16 protein-coding genes and 1 tRNA gene are annotated in these 15,282 nt (G+C 58.9%); 4 read left to right on the top strand and 13 right to left on the bottom strand.

Annotated features, from left to right (window positions below; all coding sequences use genetic code 11):
- Positions 1-35: 35 nt before the first annotated feature.
- The 3 genes from RAE19_RS16685 to RAE19_RS16675 are packed head-to-tail and all read right to left on the bottom strand — an operon-like array spanning position 36 to position 2,523.
- The gene (locus tag RAE19_RS16685) at positions 36-905 is read right to left on the bottom strand and encodes a DUF4394 domain-containing protein (RefSeq protein WP_313875928.1); all 870 of its coding nucleotides are present in this window, start codon (positions 903-905) and stop codon (positions 36-38) included.
- Between the two features lie 57 nt (positions 906-962).
- Complete coding sequence (locus RAE19_RS16680; protein ID WP_313875927.1) at positions 963-2,066, bottom strand: NAD(P)/FAD-dependent oxidoreductase; 1,104 nt, start codon at positions 2,064-2,066, stop codon at positions 963-965.
- Between the two features lie 4 nt (positions 2,067-2,070).
- Positions 2,071-2,523, bottom strand: a complete 453-nt coding sequence (locus tag RAE19_RS16675) for a hypothetical protein (RefSeq protein ID WP_313875926.1) — start codon at positions 2,521-2,523, stop codon at positions 2,071-2,073.
- Positions 2,524-2,770: 247 nt separating this feature from the next.
- On the opposite strand from RAE19_RS16675, the gene RAE19_RS16670 reads away from it, so the two are divergent.
- On the top strand, positions 2,771-3,718 hold the full coding sequence (locus RAE19_RS16670) for an alpha/beta hydrolase (protein WP_313876269.1): 948 nt from the start codon (positions 2,771-2,773) through the stop codon (positions 3,716-3,718).
- On the top strand, positions 3,715-4,401 hold the full coding sequence (locus RAE19_RS16665) for a hypothetical protein (protein ID WP_313875925.1): 687 nt from the start codon (positions 3,715-3,717) through the stop codon (positions 4,399-4,401). The genes RAE19_RS16670 and RAE19_RS16665 overlap by 4 nt, the downstream gene beginning before the upstream one ends.
- Before the next feature lie 60 nt (positions 4,402-4,461).
- Here RAE19_RS16665 and RAE19_RS16660 read toward each other — a convergent pair.
- The 10 genes from RAE19_RS16660 to uvrB form a co-directional block, all read right to left on the bottom strand.
- Positions 4,462-4,536: transfer RNA gene (locus tag RAE19_RS16660), tRNA-Val, on the bottom strand.
- Between the two features lie 49 nt (positions 4,537-4,585).
- Positions 4,586-5,296 (bottom strand): DNA polymerase III subunit epsilon, encoded by a 711-nt coding sequence (dnaQ, locus tag RAE19_RS16655; protein WP_313875924.1) that lies wholly within the window; start codon positions 5,294-5,296, stop codon positions 4,586-4,588.
- 8 nt (positions 5,297-5,304) lie between these two features.
- Complete coding sequence (gene fdx / locus RAE19_RS16650; RefSeq protein ID WP_313875923.1) at positions 5,305-5,643, bottom strand: ISC system 2Fe-2S type ferredoxin; 339 nt, start codon at positions 5,641-5,643, stop codon at positions 5,305-5,307.
- 12 nt (positions 5,644-5,655) lie between these two features.
- Positions 5,656-7,512, bottom strand: coding sequence for a Fe-S protein assembly chaperone HscA (gene hscA / locus RAE19_RS16645; RefSeq protein ID WP_313875922.1), 1,857 nt, complete (start codon positions 7,510-7,512; stop codon positions 5,656-5,658).
- 11 nt (positions 7,513-7,523) lie between these two features.
- Entirely contained in the window at positions 7,524-8,039 is a 516-nt protein-coding gene (hscB, locus tag RAE19_RS16640; protein ID WP_313875921.1) for a Fe-S protein assembly co-chaperone HscB, read from the bottom strand.
- A complete protein-coding gene (iscA, locus tag RAE19_RS16635) occupies positions 8,036-8,359 on the bottom strand; it encodes an iron-sulfur cluster assembly protein IscA (RefSeq protein ID WP_296508458.1) in 324 nt (107 codons plus the stop codon). Before iscA ends, hscB begins: the two co-directional genes overlap by 4 nt.
- Position 8,360: 1 nt before the next feature.
- Entirely contained in the window at positions 8,361-8,747 is a 387-nt protein-coding gene (iscU, locus tag RAE19_RS16630) for a Fe-S cluster assembly scaffold IscU (RefSeq protein WP_313875920.1), read from the bottom strand.
- A gap of 22 nt (positions 8,748-8,769) precedes the next feature.
- A complete protein-coding gene (locus RAE19_RS16625) occupies positions 8,770-9,990 on the bottom strand; it encodes an IscS subfamily cysteine desulfurase (protein ID WP_313875919.1) in 1,221 nt (406 codons plus the stop codon).
- 30 nt (positions 9,991-10,020) lie between these two features.
- The gene (iscR, locus tag RAE19_RS16620) at positions 10,021-10,557 is read right to left on the bottom strand and encodes a Fe-S cluster assembly transcriptional regulator IscR (protein WP_313875918.1); all 537 of its coding nucleotides are present in this window, start codon (positions 10,555-10,557) and stop codon (positions 10,021-10,023) included.
- A gap of 117 nt (positions 10,558-10,674) precedes the next feature.
- A complete protein-coding gene (uvrB, locus tag RAE19_RS16615) occupies positions 10,675-12,798 on the bottom strand; it encodes an excinuclease ABC subunit UvrB (protein ID WP_313875917.1) in 2,124 nt (707 codons plus the stop codon).
- A gap of 76 nt (positions 12,799-12,874) precedes the next feature.
- On the opposite strand from uvrB, the gene RAE19_RS16610 reads away from it, so the two are divergent.
- Both RAE19_RS16610 and RAE19_RS16605 read left to right on the top strand, forming a co-directional pair.
- Positions 12,875-13,927, top strand: coding sequence for an NAD(P)H-dependent flavin oxidoreductase (locus RAE19_RS16610; protein ID WP_313875916.1), 1,053 nt, complete (start codon positions 12,875-12,877; stop codon positions 13,925-13,927).
- Between the two features lie 93 nt (positions 13,928-14,020).
- Positions 14,021-15,229, top strand: a complete 1,209-nt coding sequence (locus tag RAE19_RS16605) for an amino acid aminotransferase (RefSeq protein ID WP_313875915.1) — start codon at positions 14,021-14,023, stop codon at positions 15,227-15,229.
- Positions 15,230-15,282 lie beyond the last annotated feature (53 nt).

The raw sequence follows: 15,282 nt of genomic DNA, 5'->3' as shown, positions 1-15,282 counted from the left end.
TCAGCCTGCGCCAGCAGCTATATTTTTCATAGCAATCAGGGCTCGACGGCCAAGCCCAAGACCCTGGCTCCATCTCCGATGGTGCCAATAAAGGTGCCTTTGCCTTTCTGCAAATCCACGCTGTACAAGCGTGTGGTGGCGTGGGACTTCAGGCGCACGGCCGCAAATGCGGCACCGCTGACGTCTGCAATGTCCATGCTCGTATCCGACATCTCGGTCACACCGAGGGCACCCACGGTGTAGAGCTGGCCCGTATTGAATGACACCACGGGCTGCACGCCTTCCGCGCTACCCATGGTGACCAAGAAGCCACCGTTGCGGTCGATCGCAAAGTTGGTGGTCAGCTTGTCGTCTTTTTTGTTGTAGGTATAGGCCGCTGCGGCCACCTCTGGCTTCACACCTGCACGCCGGTCGCCCGCGGCATAAAACGGCGCAGGGTCTGTCGCGGCCAGGGCACCGGTGTCGGGGTGCAGCCGCACATTCTGGCCACTGGTGCTCATGACCCGCACACGGTCGGCCACCGGGTTGAAATCCATGCCGATGGCATCGCCCTGCAAGGCGACCGCAGGCGCTGCACCCACCGGCTTCAAAACCCCGGTGGCGGTATCCACGGTGTAGAGCCGGCCGGACTTGGCCAACGCAAACAGCACCCCTTTGGCGATGCGGTAATCAATACCTACCAAGGTATCGCCCGCGGCCAGCCCGGAGAGCTGCACCCGCTTCAGGACCTTAGTGGGCTGGCCTGCATTGAGCGTCAAGAGCTCCAGTTTGTCGGTCACCACTTGCAAGGTTTCTTTGCTCGGCGTGCCGGCGCCTTCTTGCATCGCGGCGCATCCGCTCAAGGCTAAGGCGATAACCGCACTACCGGCTAACGCACTGCGGCGCAGTGTGGGCGAAATTTTCATGAGATGGGTCCTTTCTGTGGGTGAAAAAAGCCCTGGCCTGCGCAATAGCGATGTGGCTCAGGTTGCGTGAATCAGTCCGACCACATGGTCGGCGATTGCCAGTGCACTAGTCAAGCCCGGGGACTCGATGCCGAACAAATTGATCCAACCGGGCACGCCGTGTGCCTCTGCGGTTTGGATCAAAAAGTCAGCCGCGGGCTCACCGGGACCGGAAATCTTGGGTCGAATGCCCGCATATGCGGGTTGAAGGGCACCATCCGGCAAAGTCGGCCAATAGCTGCGAATCGCTTGGTAAAAAGCCTCGCCTCTGCCGGGTTCCACTTCCAAATCCGCAGGATCATCCACCCACTGGACATCCGGCCCGAAGCGAGCTTGCCCGCCGAGGTCCAGGGTCAGGTGTACGCCCAAGCCCGCAGCCTCCGGCATCGGGTACACCAGATGGGTGAAGGGGCTGCGCCCAGCCAGGATGAAATAGTTGCCCTTGGCGTAGCGTGCTTGTGGGATGGTGTCGACCCGCATTCCTTTGCAGTGGCGAGCTACCGCACAGGCTTGCAAACCCGCCGCATTGATGACTAGCGCAGTTTGCAACTCCGTGCCATCACTTGCTACCAAATTTATAGCGCCATGCGCATACATTGCGCTGGCCAAGGGCGAATTCAATGCCACAACACCGCCCGCCGCCTCCAGATCGCCCCACAAAGACACCATCAGCGCATGGCTATCCAGAATGCCGGTGCTAGGTGACCACAAGGCACCCACGCAGTGGAGATGGGGCTCCATGGCGGTTGCCTGTGCGGCACTCAAAAACTCAAGGTCGAATACGCCATTGGCAATTGCCTGCCGGTGCAAGCTCTCCAGCTGCTGCATCTGCTCTGGCCGGGTCGCCACCATCAACTTGCCACACCGCTGAAAAGGCAACTGCCGCTCTTCGAGATAGTGGTACAGCTGCTGTTTGCCTTGGACACAGAGGCGTGCCTTGAGCGAGCCACTGGGGTAGTAAATGCCGGCGTGGATCACCTCGCTGCTGCGCGAGCTGGTCTGGGTGCCTATCGCATCACAGGCCTCAAGCACCCACACATCCCGCCCCGTTTGGGCAATAGCCCGTGCGACTGCCAAGCCCACAACGCCCGCCCCCACCACCACGCAATCTACGTGCTCCATCGTTTCAAGGGCTCGCGAGTGGAGTGGCGCGCGACAAGTAGGCCTGGGCTTGATTGGCATCCATACCGAATGTCAAGGCGGCGGTGGCCTCACCATGAAGCCCGAATGCGTAGCCCTTGGCTTCATTGACCATGACAAACTGCATAGCGAACATCGCACCATCGCTGCAGCGCATGTCCATGGAACCACCGGTGACACTGGTAAACCGGAGTGAGCCGGCACAGCTGGCGATGCTGCCCGTGCCGGAGAGGCTCATGTCGCCCGTGCGGTCGGGCCGCAAATTCACCACGCCCTCCAGGCGCTGCCCTCCGGTTTGCATCAGTGCAGGACGTGGGGTTGTGATAAGCCGCCAGCCCACGTGCTCTACCAAAGCACAAGCGGTGAGCCACGCTGCTATCGCCATGGTGGCGAGCACTCGGCACATGCGCAACAACTGTGGCCCCGGAGCAAATCGCATCGTAACTCCTTCAGTCCGGCCAACGAGGAGCCGTTGTACTATCTTATCGACGCAACGCTGTTCTGACCCTGACAAAAGCGCGGATCTGACGGGGCATTTCCGACGCCGCGAGCTCCCCCAGTACCCAGGAGACCTTTTCTTGAAGCCTGCTCATCCATCAGCCCATCGAGCCGCAACGGCCGTGGTTCCTGCTTTTGCCAGGCAAGGTTGGTTCAAAGGGATCACCGGGACACTGGCTGTTTTGGCCGTGCTGGTGGCGGTCTATCTGGTGGGCCCCCGCAACGAATTTGGCGCCTCAACAGCGACACCGCGCGCCCAAGCTCCCCGGGACTTGGCCGCTTTGGATACCTGGATAGCGGCACAAGAGGCCACCGTGCCCGGTATCAAGGCCGGTAATGCCAAGGGCATCGTTTGGGCGAAAAGCCCCGGCCAGAAAACACCGAGGGCTGTGGTCTACCTGCACGGTTTCTCTGCCAGCAGGCTGGAAACCGCCCCCCTCACCGGACAAGTGGCGCAGGGTCTGGGCGCCAACGTGTTCTACCCCCGTCTGACGGGCCATGGCGTGCCCAGCTTTACCATGGGCGAGACCAAGGTGCAAGACTGGCTGGCAGACGCCCAAGAAGCGCTGAATATCGGGCGTCAGTTGGGCGATCGGGTGTTGGTCATCAGCTGCTCTACCGGTGCAACGCTGGCGACCTGGCTCGAAGTCAACGGCCCCAAAACCGGTGTAGCCGGACATGTGTTTGTATCCCCCAACTTCGGGCCTAAAGACGAGCGCGCAGATCTGATCAACGGCCCATGGGGCCACCAGATCGCTTTTGCCTTACTGGGCCAAGAGCGTACCCACACGCCCGCCAGCGATGCTGAAAGCCAAGCCTGGACCAGCAGCTACCCTACCCGCAGCCTGTTTCCCATGATGGCGCTGGTCAAAGCCACCCGTGAGAGCCCGCTGGAGCGCTTCTCAGCGCCCGTCATGATGCTGTACAGCGTCGACGACAAAACGGTAGAACCCCGCCTCTCGCAAGCTGCGTTGGACCGCTTCAGTTCAAGCAACAAACACTTGGTAAAGGTCGACTACAGCGAAGCCAAAGGCCAGCATGTGCTGGCAGGCGAGATCCGGGCCCCGGCAGCCACCGCCTCTATGGCACAAAGCATTCTTCAATGGGTCGCCACACTCGGCCCGCTTGCACCATGACACCTGACATGACCCCCCAGGCCACCACCCCCGGCGATACCCCCGAATTTCTACGCCTGCCGCTGCGCCAACTGGGCCTGCGCTCCGGAATGGCGTTGCAGACTCGGCGCTTGGTAGAGGGCACCAGCAAAACAGAGGCCCAGTTTTTTGGTGCGATCGAGGGCAAGGGCGTGATGGTCGGGCCTGCCAACTCGGATGCGGTGCAAACCGGGCTGACCACTGGCGAGATTTGCATCGTGCGAGGCTTCACGGGGCAGTACGAGTTTTCTTTCATCAGCAAAGTCTTGCAGACTTTTGAGGCGCCGTTTGCCTACGCGTTGCTGGCCTACCCTGCGCAAGTCGATGCTAAACGGGTGCGCCAGTCCATGCGGACCAAAGTTGCTTGGCCTGCGGAGGTGCGCAGCGCATCGGAGGGTGCATTCCGCCCTGTCACCCTGGCGGATTTGAGCCCCTACGGCTCCATGGTTCTGAGCGCGGAGGCTTTGGGAAGTGTGGGCGATACCATCGCCTGGAAGCTGGTGGCCCAGACGGGGCCCACACTCGTCCAGCTGGAGCTGCAAGCCAAAATATGCCATCACAGCCGCCCTACGGGCCTCGACCATTGGATTGTGGGATTGGCGTTTCAGCAACTGAGCGCCGAGGACATCGTGCGACTACACTATTTGGTGAACACCGGGGCCTAGCCCCCACGCTGCTCAGACAAACAAAAAAGCCTTCCAAGCGAACTTGGAAGGCTTTTTATCTGGTGGGCGATGCAAGTTTCGAACTTGCGACCCCTGCAGTGTGAATGCAGTGCTCTACCCCTGAGCTAATCGCCCTTGAAACTGTGATCCCGTATCAAGGAAGCCTCAAATTATATACCATTTTTTAGGCCATTTGCTTCCAGACCGTTTTTCCGCCACTAGATTTGTCCAACTGGGCCAAAACATCATCGTGCGCGGCCATTTCTTGGGCATTCGCTTCCAGGACTGGCAGTTGCATGCTGCGCAAGTCCAACTGCTCCACTACCAAGCCGGGCTCTTGGGTATCGCTACTCTCCATCAACAAGGCATCTTGGCCCCGGGTCATGTTGATGTAAACGTCGGCCAACAGCTCTGCATCTAAGAGCGCCCCGTGCAGGGTGCGCCCGGAGTTGTCTACTTCCAAACGATCGCACAAAGCATCCAGGCTGTTGCGTTTGCCCGGAAACATTTCCTTGGCCATCACCAAGGTGTCCAAGACACTGCCGACAAAACTCTTGAACGGCTTCCTGCCCGTGCGCTTGAGCTCCATGTCCAGAAAGGACAGGTCAAAAGGCGCGTTGTGGATGATGATTTCGGCGCCCGCTACATAGTCCACCAACTCTTGGGCAATTTCCTCAAAGCGGGGCTTATCGCTCAAAAACTGGGTTGTCAGCCCGTGGACCCGCAACGCACCTTCATCACTGTCCCGCCCCGGGTTCAGGTAAAAGTGCAGGTTGTTCCCGGTGAGCTTGCGGTTGACGAGTTCCACGCAGCCGATTTCCACCATGCGGTCCGGATGGTCCGGATGGTTGGCGTAAAAACCGGTGGTTTCCGTGTCGAGAACAATCTGGCGCATGGTCTGTCTCAGTGGTTTTCGCGGGCGTGGTTGATGGTGTATTTGGGAATCTGCACCACCAGGTCTTGCTGCGCCAGGTAAGCCTGGCAACTCAATCGGGACTGTGGCTCCAAGCCCCAAGCGCGGTCCAACAGGTCTTCTTCGGTTTCTTCTGCCGCATTCAAGCTTTGCAAACCTTCGCGCACGATCACGTGGCAGGTGGTACAGGCGCAGCTCATGTCGCACGCATGTTCAATCTGGATACCGTTTTCCAGCAGCGCCTCGCAAATGGAAGTGCCGGGCGCCGCTCTTAACTCAACCCCTTCAGGGCAATACTCAGGGTGCGGCAGGATTTTGATGATAGGCATGGTCAGTTCACTTCAAATGGATTCAATGCTTTTGCCGGCCAACGCTTGTGAAATACCCTTGTTCATCCGCATGGCGGCAAAGGGCTCAGTCACATCGGCCAGCGCCTTGATCGCGGTTTCAATAACGGCAGGATCGGTGACCTGCGTGGCAGCGGTCACTTCGGCAATTGCGGCATCAATGACAGTGCGCTCTGCGGCATTGAGCAGTTCACCGTCTGCATCCAAGGCACTGCGAGTCGCCAAGATCAGACGGTCGGCGTCCACCCGGGCTTCCACCAAGGCGCGGGCTCGCATATCGGCCTCGGCAGTGACAAAGCTGTCTTTGAGCATGGCGGCAATTTGATCATCAGTGAGACCGTAAGACGGCTTCACATCAATCCGGGCTTCCACACCGCTCACTTGCTCTTTGGCAGAGACGTTCAACAAGCCGTCAGCATCCACGGTGAAGGTCACCCGGATGCGGGCTGCGCCCGCTGCCATGGGGGGAATGCCGCGCAGCTCAAACCGGGCCAGGCTGCGGCAATCGGCGACGAGGTCCCGCTCGCCCTGGACGACATGCAAGGCCAACGCGGTCTGGCCGTCTTTGTAGGTTGTGAAGTCCTGCGCCATGGCGGTAGGGATGGTTTGGTTGCGCGGCACAATGCGCTCGACCAAGCCCCCCATAGTTTCCACACCCAACGACAAAGGGATCACGTCCAGCAGCAACAAATCTCCACCGGGGTTGTTGCCTGCCAGCTGGTTGGCCTGAATGGCGGCACCCAGCGCCACCACCTCATCCGGATTCAAATTGGTCAACGGCTCTTGACCAAAAAAGGCCTGCACAGCAGCCTTGATCTGGGGCATGCGCGTAGAGCCGCCCACCAGCACCACGCCCTGCACATCTTCTTTGCTGAGCGACGCATCCCGTAAAGCCTTGCGCACAGCTTGCAAGGTACGCGCCGTCAGGTCTTTGGTAGCCGCCTCGAAATCCTCGCGCCGGACACCCAGATCGATAGCGCCTGCAGACAGATCCACTTCCACGCTAGCGATTTCTTCAGCCGACAAAGCCTCTTTGCAAGACCGCGCTTCTGCCATCAACACCGCCTGGTCCTCAGGAGTGGGGGCTGCAAGGCCGGAAGTTTGCAGCAACCACTCCGCCAATGCGCGATCGTAGTCATCGCCCCCCAGCGCAGAGTCGCCGCCGGTGGCCAACACTTCAAAAACGCCTTGCGACAAACGAAGAATGGAAACATCGAAGGTACCACCGCCCAAGTCATAAATGGCGTAGACCCCTTCCGAGGCGTTGTCCAGACCATACGCAATGGCGGCCGCAGTAGGCTCGTTGATCAAGCGCAAGACATTCAGGCCCGCAAGTTGGGCTGCGTCTTTGGTGGCTTGGCGCTGCGCATCATCAAAATACGCCGGCACCGTGATGACTGCACCGTAAATGTCGTCATTGAAGCTGTCTTCAGCCCGAAACCGCAAGGTCGCCAGGATCTCCGCACTGACTTCCACCGGACTCTTCACCCCTGCAATCGTGCGTATTCTTGCCATCCCGGGCTCGTTCACCAAGGCAAACGGCAGCTTGTCGGCGTGCGCAATATCCGCAAAACCGCGCCCCATCAGACGCTTGGCCGATGCAATTGTGTTTCCAGGGTCGGTGGTTTGATTCGACAAGGCGTCAAAGCCGATCTGTCGGCGATCAGCATCCAGATAGCGCACCACACTGGGCAACACCACCCGGCCCTGCGCGTCAGGCAGGCACTCCGCCACACCGCTGCGCACCGCGGCCACCAGAGAGTGGGTGGTCCCTAAATCAATACCGACAGCGATACGGCGCTCATGCGGATTGGGGGATTGGCCGGGTTCTGAAATTTGCAAAAGCGCCATGACATCTCACACTATTCAAATTGATCTAAACGCTGATGCAGGTCGAGCGCGAACTTATCGATAAACATCAAAGCCCGCACGTGACTCACCGCGGCTTCAAAGTCTTTTGTTTGATCCAACGCAGTCTCGCAGGCGCCCAGCAGCTCATGCCGGCTTTGTTGCACTTCAGCCAGTAGCGCCTCCAGCGCGCGTGCGCCGTCTGCATCATCCAGCGCTTCCCGCCACTCCATCTGCTGCATGAGAAATGCAGCGGGCATGGCGGTATTGCTGTGCGCCTGAATGGGCTTGCCGGCCAACTCACACAAGTAGGCAGCACGCTTGAGGGGATCTTTTAAGCGCTGGTAGGCCTCATTAATCCTAACGGACCATTGCAACGCCACTCGCTGGGCTGCAGGGCCATGAGACGCAAATTTATCCGGGTGGGCTTCCCTTTGAAGCTCCTTCCAGCGCGCATCGATGGATGCACGATCCTGCGCGAACGCCCTCGTCAAACCGAAGAGGGCAAAGTCATCGTCTTGCAGGTTCACACTCGGAAGGACTCACCACACCCGCACTTGTCGCGCTCGTTGGGGTTATTGAAGCGAAAACCTTCGTTCAAACCCTCTCGGACAAAATCCAGCTGTGTACCGTCAATGTAGGCAAAGCTCTTGGGATCGACCAGGACTTTCACGCCATGGCCTTCAAACACGATATCTTCCGGCGCCAACTCATCCACGTACTCCAACTGATACGCCAGTCCGGAGCAGCCTGTGGTCTTTACGCCCAAGCGCACCCCCACGCCCTTTCCACGTTTGGTCAGGTAGCGGGTCACGTGGCGTGCAGCGGCCTCTGTCAGGGTGACGGCCATATCAGTTCAGGTGCTTTTTCTTGTAGTCATCCACGGCTGCTTTGATCGCATCTTCCGCAAGGATCGAGCAATGGATTTTGACCGGTGGAAGCGCTAATTCTTCAGCGATCTGGCTGTTTTTCAGGGCAGCAGCCTCGTCCAGCGTTTTGCCTTTGACCCATTCGGTAACGAGGGAGCTGGACGCAATCGCAGAACCGCATCCGTAGGTTTTGAATCGTGCATCTTCGATCACACCGGTCTCGGCGTTCACCTTGATTTGCAATTTCATCACGTCACCACAGGCGGGCGCACCCACCATGCCAGTACCCACCGAGTCATCGCCCTTGTCAAAGGAGCCTACGTTGCGGGGGTTTTCGTAGTGATCAACGACTTTGTCTGAATATGCCATTTGCTATACCTCGTAACTTTGATCAGTGCGCCGCCCACTGGATAGTGGACAGGTCAATACCTTCTTTGTACATGTCCCACAGCGGGCTCAAATCACGCAGCTTGGCCACGTTTTGCTTGATAGTGTCGACCGCATAGTCGATGTCTGCCTCGGTGGTCCATCGGCCAATCGTCATACGCAAGCTGCTGTGCGCCAATTCATCGCTGCGGCCCAGAGCGCGCAACACATAGCTGGGCTCCAAGGATGCGGAAGTACAAGCCGAACCACTGGAGACTGCCAAGCCTTTGATACCCATGATCAGGGACTCGCCTTCCACATAGTTGAAGCTCATGTTCAAGTTATGCGGAACGCGCTTTTCTTTGTGGCCGTTGATAAAGACCTGCTCAATGCCTTCCAAGCCAGCCAACATGCGGTCATGCAGGGCCTTGATACGCTTGTTTTCTTCATGCATCTCGGCCTTCGCAATGGCGTACGCCTCGCCCATGCCCACGATCTGGTGGGTAGGCAAGGTGCCACTGCGCATACCGCGCTCATGGCCACCGCCGTGCATTTGGGCTTCCAGACGGATGCGCGGCTTGCGACGAACAAACAAGGCACCAATACCCTTAGGGCCGTAAGTCTTGTGGGAGGTCAGGCTCATCAAATCGATGGGCAACTGGGTCATGTCAATGTCCACGCGGCCGGTAGCCTGTGCTGCATCCACATGGAAAATCACGCCTTTTTCGCGGCACGCGTTGCCCAAAGCCACGACATCCTGGATCACGCCGATCTCGTTATTCACAAACATCACACTCGCCAGAATGGTATCGGGGCGGATGGCGGCTTTGAATGTATCGAGGTTAACCAAACCATCGTCCTGCACATCAAGGTAGGTGACTTCAAACCCTTGGCGCTCCAGCTCCCGGCAGGTATCCAGCACCGCCTTGTGCTCGGTTTTCACCGTGATGATGTGCTTGCCTTTGGTCTTGTAGAACTGCGCGGCACCTTTGATCGCAAGGTTGTTGGACTCGGTAGCACCCGAGGTCCAGACGATTTCACGAGGATCCGCACCGATCAAGGATGCGACTTGCTCGCGTGCCTTTTCGACAGCCGCTTCGGCCTCCCAGCCCCAGGCGTGGCTCCTGGATGCCGGATTGCCAAAATGGTTACGCAGCCAAGGGACCATGGCATCCACCACCCGCTCGTCGCAGGGGTTGGTTGCGCTGTAGTCCATGTAAATCGGGAAATGAGGTGTTGTGTCCATAGCTGGCTCAGTGCTGGCTGCAGTAAAAAATCAGGATTTAGAGAAAGCATTGCCCAAGGCGAACACCGAATTCGGCGCATTCACCCGGATCGGCTTAACCACTGGCATTGCAGAAATTGCGCGCTTGATGCTCGGCTTGTCTTCGATTTGCAAACCCTTGGCGAGTTGATCATCCACCAGCTTTTGCAAGGTGACTGAATCCAAAAACTCCACCATGCGGGTATTCAAAGAGGCCCAGAGGTCGTGCGTCATGCAGCGGGCGCCTTCGCCCAAGCAGTTCTCTTTGCCGCTGCATTGGGTGGCGTCGATCGGCTCGTCTACCGACGTAATGATCTCTGCCACGGTAATGTCAGACGCCTTGCGGGCCAAGGTGTAACCGCCGCCGGGGCCGCGGGTGGACTCTACCAAATCGTGGCGACGCAGCTTGCCGAACAACTGCTCAAGGTAAGAGAGGGAAATTTGTTGGCGCTGGCTGATCGCAGCCAGAGTCACAGGCCCTGAGCTTTGACGCAGGCCCAGATCGATCATCGCGGTGACCGCAAAACGGCCTTTGGTGGTGAGACGCATCGCTTGCTCCTTGGTGGCAGGGTTGTTGACTAGCGGACTCAAGTATAGCACTAAACCCCGCATATCAGTCGGGTAAGCAGACTGGCCAGTCTATTTACCCGATAGAAATAATCAACTTTACAGATTGACGATGTTGTCTGTCCCTGGCGCGCCAAAAGCCTGCTCTTTCAGGATGGTCAATTGGTCGCGTACCCGCGCTGCTTTTTCGAACTCGAGATTGCGTGCGTGCTCCATCATGAGCTTTTCCAAGCGCTTGATTTCGCGCGACACATCCTTCTCGCTCATATCTTCCACTTGGGCACGCTGATGGGCATCGCGCTCCAGGCGCTCGGCCTCTTTGCCCGCTTTTTCGCTGTAGACACCATCAATCAAGTCGCGTACCTTTTTGACAATGGCTTTGGGCGTAATGCCTCGCTCCAGGTTGTGGGCGATTTGTTTTTTGCGGCGGCGCTCGGTTTCGCCGATGGCGCGCGCCATGGAGTCCGTAATTTTGTCGGCATACAAAATAGCTTTGCCTTCCAGATTTCGGGCAGCACGGCCGATGGTCTGGATCAATGAGCGCTCGGAGCGCAAAAAGCCTTCTTTATCGGCATCCAGAATTGCGACCAGTGAGACTTCCGGGATATCCAAGCCCTCCCGCAGCAAGTTGATCCCGACCAGCACATCAAAGGTACCCAAACGCAGGTCGCGCAAAATTTCAACCCGCTCTACGGTGTCCACATCGCTATGCAAGTAACGCACCTTTACGCCGTTATCGGTGAGGTAATCGGTGAGCTGCTCCGCCATCCGTTTAGTCAGGGTCGTGATCAACACGCGCTCGTTTTTGTCGACCCGGATCCGGATTTCCTGCAGCACATCGTCCACTTGGCTTCCTGCCGGACGCACCTCGACCTCAGGGTCCACCAAGCCCGTGGGGCGCACCACTTGCTCCACCACCTGCCCGGCATGCTCGTTTTCCCACTGAGCCGGCGTGGCCGAAACGAACACGACCTGCCGCATTTTGGTCTCGAACTCTTCAAACTTGAGCGGCCGGTTATCCAAGGCGCTAGGCAAACGGAATCCGTACTCCACCAGAGTCGTTTTACGAGCGCGGTCGCCGTTGTACATGCCACCGAATTGACCGATCAACACATGGCTCTCGTCCAAAAACATCATCGCGTCTTTGGGCAAATAGTCGGTCAAGGTCGACGGTGGCTCGCCAGGGGCAGACCCGCTCAAATGGCGCGAGTAGTTTTCAATGCCCTTGCAATGCCCCACCTCGCTGAGCATTTCCAGGTCAAAGCGGGTGCGTTGCTCCAGGCGCTGCGCCTCGACCAGCTTGCCCATGCCGACAAACTCTTTCAAACGACCCGCCAGCTCGGTTTTGATAGTCTCCACCGCTGCCAGCACTTGGTCGCGGGGCGTGACATAGTGGCTGCTGGGGTAGACGGTAAAGCGGGGGATTTTCTGGCGGATGCGCCCTGTCAGCGGGTCAAACAACTGCAGGCTCTCAATCTCGTCGTCAAACAGCTCGACGCGGATCGCCATCTCGCTGTGCTCAGCCGGAAAGATATCGATGGTGTCACCCCGCACCCGGAAGGCACCCCGGCTGAAATCCATGTCATTGCGCTGGTACTGCATCCGCACCAGTTGGGCGATCATGTCGCGCTGGCCCATACGGTCGCCGGTGCGCAGGGTCATCACCATCTGGTGGTAACTCTCTGGCTTGCCGATGCCGTAAATGGCCGACACGGTCGCCACAATCACCACATCCCGCCGCTCGATGATGCTCTTGGTGCAACTCAGGCGCATTTGTTCAATGTGCTCGTTGATCGCACTGTCTTTCTCAATAAAGAGGTCGCGCTGAGGCACATAGGCCTCGGGCTGGTAGTAGTCGTAGTAGCTCACGAAATACTCCACCGCATTCTTCGGAAAGAACTCGCGAAACTCGCTGTACAGCTGGGCAGCAAGTGTCTTATTTGGAGCAAACACGATCGCAGGACGGCCCAAACGGGCGATCACGTTCGCCATGGTGAAAGTCTTGCCCGACCCGGTCACGCCCAGCAAGGTTTGAAAAACCTCGCCATCTTCCACGCCACTCACCAGCTGATCAATCGCTTCCGGCTGGTCTCCCGCGGGCGGATAGGGCTGGTACAGCTCAAAAGGCGACCCCGGGAAACTGACAAAGGTACCGGTACGCACTTGCGCCGAATCATCGTTTTCCACGACGGCGAGGGGCACGGGATTTTTGGAGGCAGGCATGAGAGTAGGTCCGGACAGCAGAAAAAGCACTAAACCCAAGACTGTAGACTAGCTGCGCAACTGTAGGGGGTTTGACTTGCAAAGCACTTTGTTTCCCGGGGTACGGCTGCCCCTTGTTCAGGCACCCATGGCTGGTGCACAAGGTGCTGCCTTGGCCGCTGCCGTCTGCAACGCAGGCGCACTGGGCTCTTTGCCAGCGGCCATGCACACACCCGAGTCGCTGGAGCGTGAGCTCGCCGGGCTGCGCGCGCTCACGCCACACCCATTCAATGTGAATTTCTTTTGCCACTCGCCACCTGTACCGGATCCGGTCACCGAGGCGCGTTGGATGGAAACCCTGCATCCGCATTACCAGCAATGGCATTTGACCGTGCAAGACATGGTGCCCGGGCCGGGTCGGGCACCTTTTTCAGAGGCCATGGCCGAGGTGCTGGAGTCGTTTCGGCCTGCGGTGGTGAGCTTTCATTTTGGCCTGCCGGCTCCTGCGTTGCTCGCGCGGGTCAAAGCTATGGGTAGCTTGGTGATGTCTTCCGCCACCACAGTGGAAGAAGGTCTCTGGTTGCAGAACCATGGTGCCGATATCGTGATTGCACAGGGTCTGGAGGCGGGTGGGCACCGGGGGGTGTTCTTGCATACAGACCTCAATACCCAGCGCCCCTTGGCGGACTTGCTTCCGCCATTGGTCCAATCATTGCGCATCCCGGTGCTAGCCGCGGGTGGCATTGCAAGCGATGCCGATGTCGCCGCCGCGATGGCCATGGGCGCTGCGGGTGTGCAGGTAGGTACAGCCTATCTGACCTGTCACGAAGCCACGACCAGCGCGCTGCACCGGAGGGCACTCCAAGCGACACCCCCGCGCACCACCGCGCTCACCAACATTTTCACCGGCAGGCCAGCCCGCGGCATCGTGAACCACGCCATGCAAAGCCTGGGCCCCATGAACACTGAGGCACCCGCATTCCCGCTGGCCACGGCGGCCGTAGCCCCGCTCAGGGCCCGTGCCGAGGCAGCCGGCTCGGACGACTTCAGCGCTTTGTGGGCCGGCACCAACATGCAAGGCTGCTTGAGCGAATCCGCAGCGGACACCACCCGCAGGCTCGCAAAAGGCTTTGGGACCATCCCATCGTAAGAGCGGGCACCATCTCGGCGCCGTTTAAAATACGCATTTCCTCCGCGGCTCTCCACAGAACCGTTCATCGCCCCCTCCGTTCAGGACTTATTCATGTCTCTTTTTACTGCCGTCGAAATGGCTCCCCGTGACCCTATCCTGGGTCTGAACGAACAATTCAACGCTGACACCAACCCCAGCAAAGTGAACCTCGGCGTGGGCGTGTATTTCGACGACAACGGCAAGCTACCCCTGCTGCAGTGCGTGCAAGCCGCTGAAAAGACCATGATGGACAAGCCCACTGCCCGTGGGTACCTGCCGATCGACGGCATTGCGGCCTACGACGCAGCAGTGAAAGCCTTGGTATTCGGCGCAGACTCTGACGTGGTCAAGAGCGGCCGCGTGGCCACCGTGCAAGCCATCGGCGGCACAGGCGGCCTGAAGATCGGTGCTGACTTCCTCAAGAAGATCAGCCCCAACGCTACTGTGCTGATCTCGGACCCCAGCTGGGAAAACCACCGCGCGCTGTTCACCAACGCCGGCTTCACTGTGGACACCTACCCCTATTTCGACCAGAGCGCCAACGGCGGCCTGGGCGGCATCAACTTTGACGGCATGTTGGCCAAGTTGAACGGCGCCGCAGAAGGCACCATCGTGCTGCTGCACGCTTGCTGCCACAACCCTACCGGTTACGACATCACCGCCGCCCAGTGGGACCAGGTGATTGCTGTGGTCAAGGCCCGCAAGCTGACCGCCTTCCTCGACATGGCTTACCAAGGCTTCGGCTACGGCATCGCTGAAGACGGCGCCGTGATCGCCAAGTTTGTGGCCGCTGAGCTAAACATTTTTGTGTCCACCAGCTTCTCCAAGAGCTTCAGCCTCTACGGCGAGCGTGTGGGGGCCCTGAGCGTGGTCGGCAGCAGCAAGGAAGAAACCGACCGCGTCCTGAGCCAGCTCAAGATCGCCATCCGCACCAACTACTCCAACCCACCCACCCACGGTGGCGCCATCGTGGCTGCGGTGCTGAACAACCCCGAGCTGCGTGCCCAGTGGGAACAGGAACTCGGCGAAATGCGTGTGCGCATCAAGGCCATGCGCCAGAAACTGGTGGACGGCCTGAAGGCTGCTGGAGTCACCAAGGACATGTCCTTCATCACGACCCAGATCGGCATGTTCAGCTACTCCGGCCTCTCCAAGGACCAGATGGTGCGCCTGCGTTCCGAGTTCGGCGTGTACGGCACCGACACCGGCCGCATGTGCGTAGCTGCCCTGAACAGCAAGAACATCGACTACGTCTGCCAGGCGATCGCCAAGGTCGTCTAAGACCCTATGCGGGGCGGATGCCCCGCTGAAGCAGCTATCTTTTTGATAGCTGC

It is taken from the genome of Rhodoferax potami (assembly GCF_032193805.1).
GTDB lineage: Bacteria > Pseudomonadota > Gammaproteobacteria > Burkholderiales > Burkholderiaceae_C > Allorhodoferax > Allorhodoferax potami_A.
Note: the sequence above shows the minus strand (reverse complement) of the source record. Positions and strands in the feature narration are given on the sequence as shown.

Excerpts from the sequence above, each read along its gene's own strand:
- RAE19_RS16685 (WP_313875928.1), bottom strand. The coding sequence starts at position 905 with ATGAAAATTTCGCCCACACTGCGCCGCAGTGCGTTAGCCGGTAGTGCG.
- RAE19_RS16680 (WP_313875927.1), bottom strand. The coding sequence starts at position 2,066 with ATGGAGCACGTAGATTGCGTGGTGGTGGGGGCGGGCGTTGTGGGCTTG.
- RAE19_RS16675 (WP_313875926.1), bottom strand. The coding sequence starts at position 2,523 with ATGCGATTTGCTCCGGGGCCACAGTTGTTGCGCATGTGCCGAGTGCTC.
- RAE19_RS16665 (WP_313875925.1), top strand. The coding sequence starts at position 3,715 with ATGACACCTGACATGACCCCCCAGGCCACCACCCCCGGCGATACCCCC.
- dnaQ (WP_313875924.1), bottom strand. The coding sequence starts at position 5,296 with ATGCGCCAGATTGTTCTCGACACGGAAACCACCGGTTTTTACGCCAAC.
- fdx (WP_313875923.1), bottom strand. The coding sequence starts at position 5,643 with ATGCCTATCATCAAAATCCTGCCGCACCCTGAGTATTGCCCTGAAGGG.
- hscA (WP_313875922.1), bottom strand. The coding sequence starts at position 7,512 with ATGGCGCTTTTGCAAATTTCAGAACCCGGCCAATCCCCCAATCCGCAT.
- iscA (WP_296508458.1), bottom strand. The coding sequence starts at position 8,359 with ATGGCCGTCACCCTGACAGAGGCCGCTGCACGCCACGTGACCCGCTAC.
- iscU (WP_313875920.1), bottom strand. The coding sequence starts at position 8,747 with ATGGCATATTCAGACAAAGTCGTTGATCACTACGAAAACCCCCGCAAC.
- RAE19_RS16625 (WP_313875919.1), bottom strand. The coding sequence starts at position 9,990 with ATGGACACAACACCTCATTTCCCGATTTACATGGACTACAGCGCAACC.
- iscR (WP_313875918.1), bottom strand. The coding sequence starts at position 10,557 with ATGCGTCTCACCACCAAAGGCCGTTTTGCGGTCACCGCGATGATCGAT.
- uvrB (WP_313875917.1), bottom strand. The coding sequence starts at position 12,798 with ATGCCTGCCTCCAAAAATCCCGTGCCCCTCGCCGTCGTGGAAAACGAT.
- RAE19_RS16605 (WP_313875915.1), top strand. The coding sequence starts at position 14,021 with ATGTCTCTTTTTACTGCCGTCGAAATGGCTCCCCGTGACCCTATCCTG.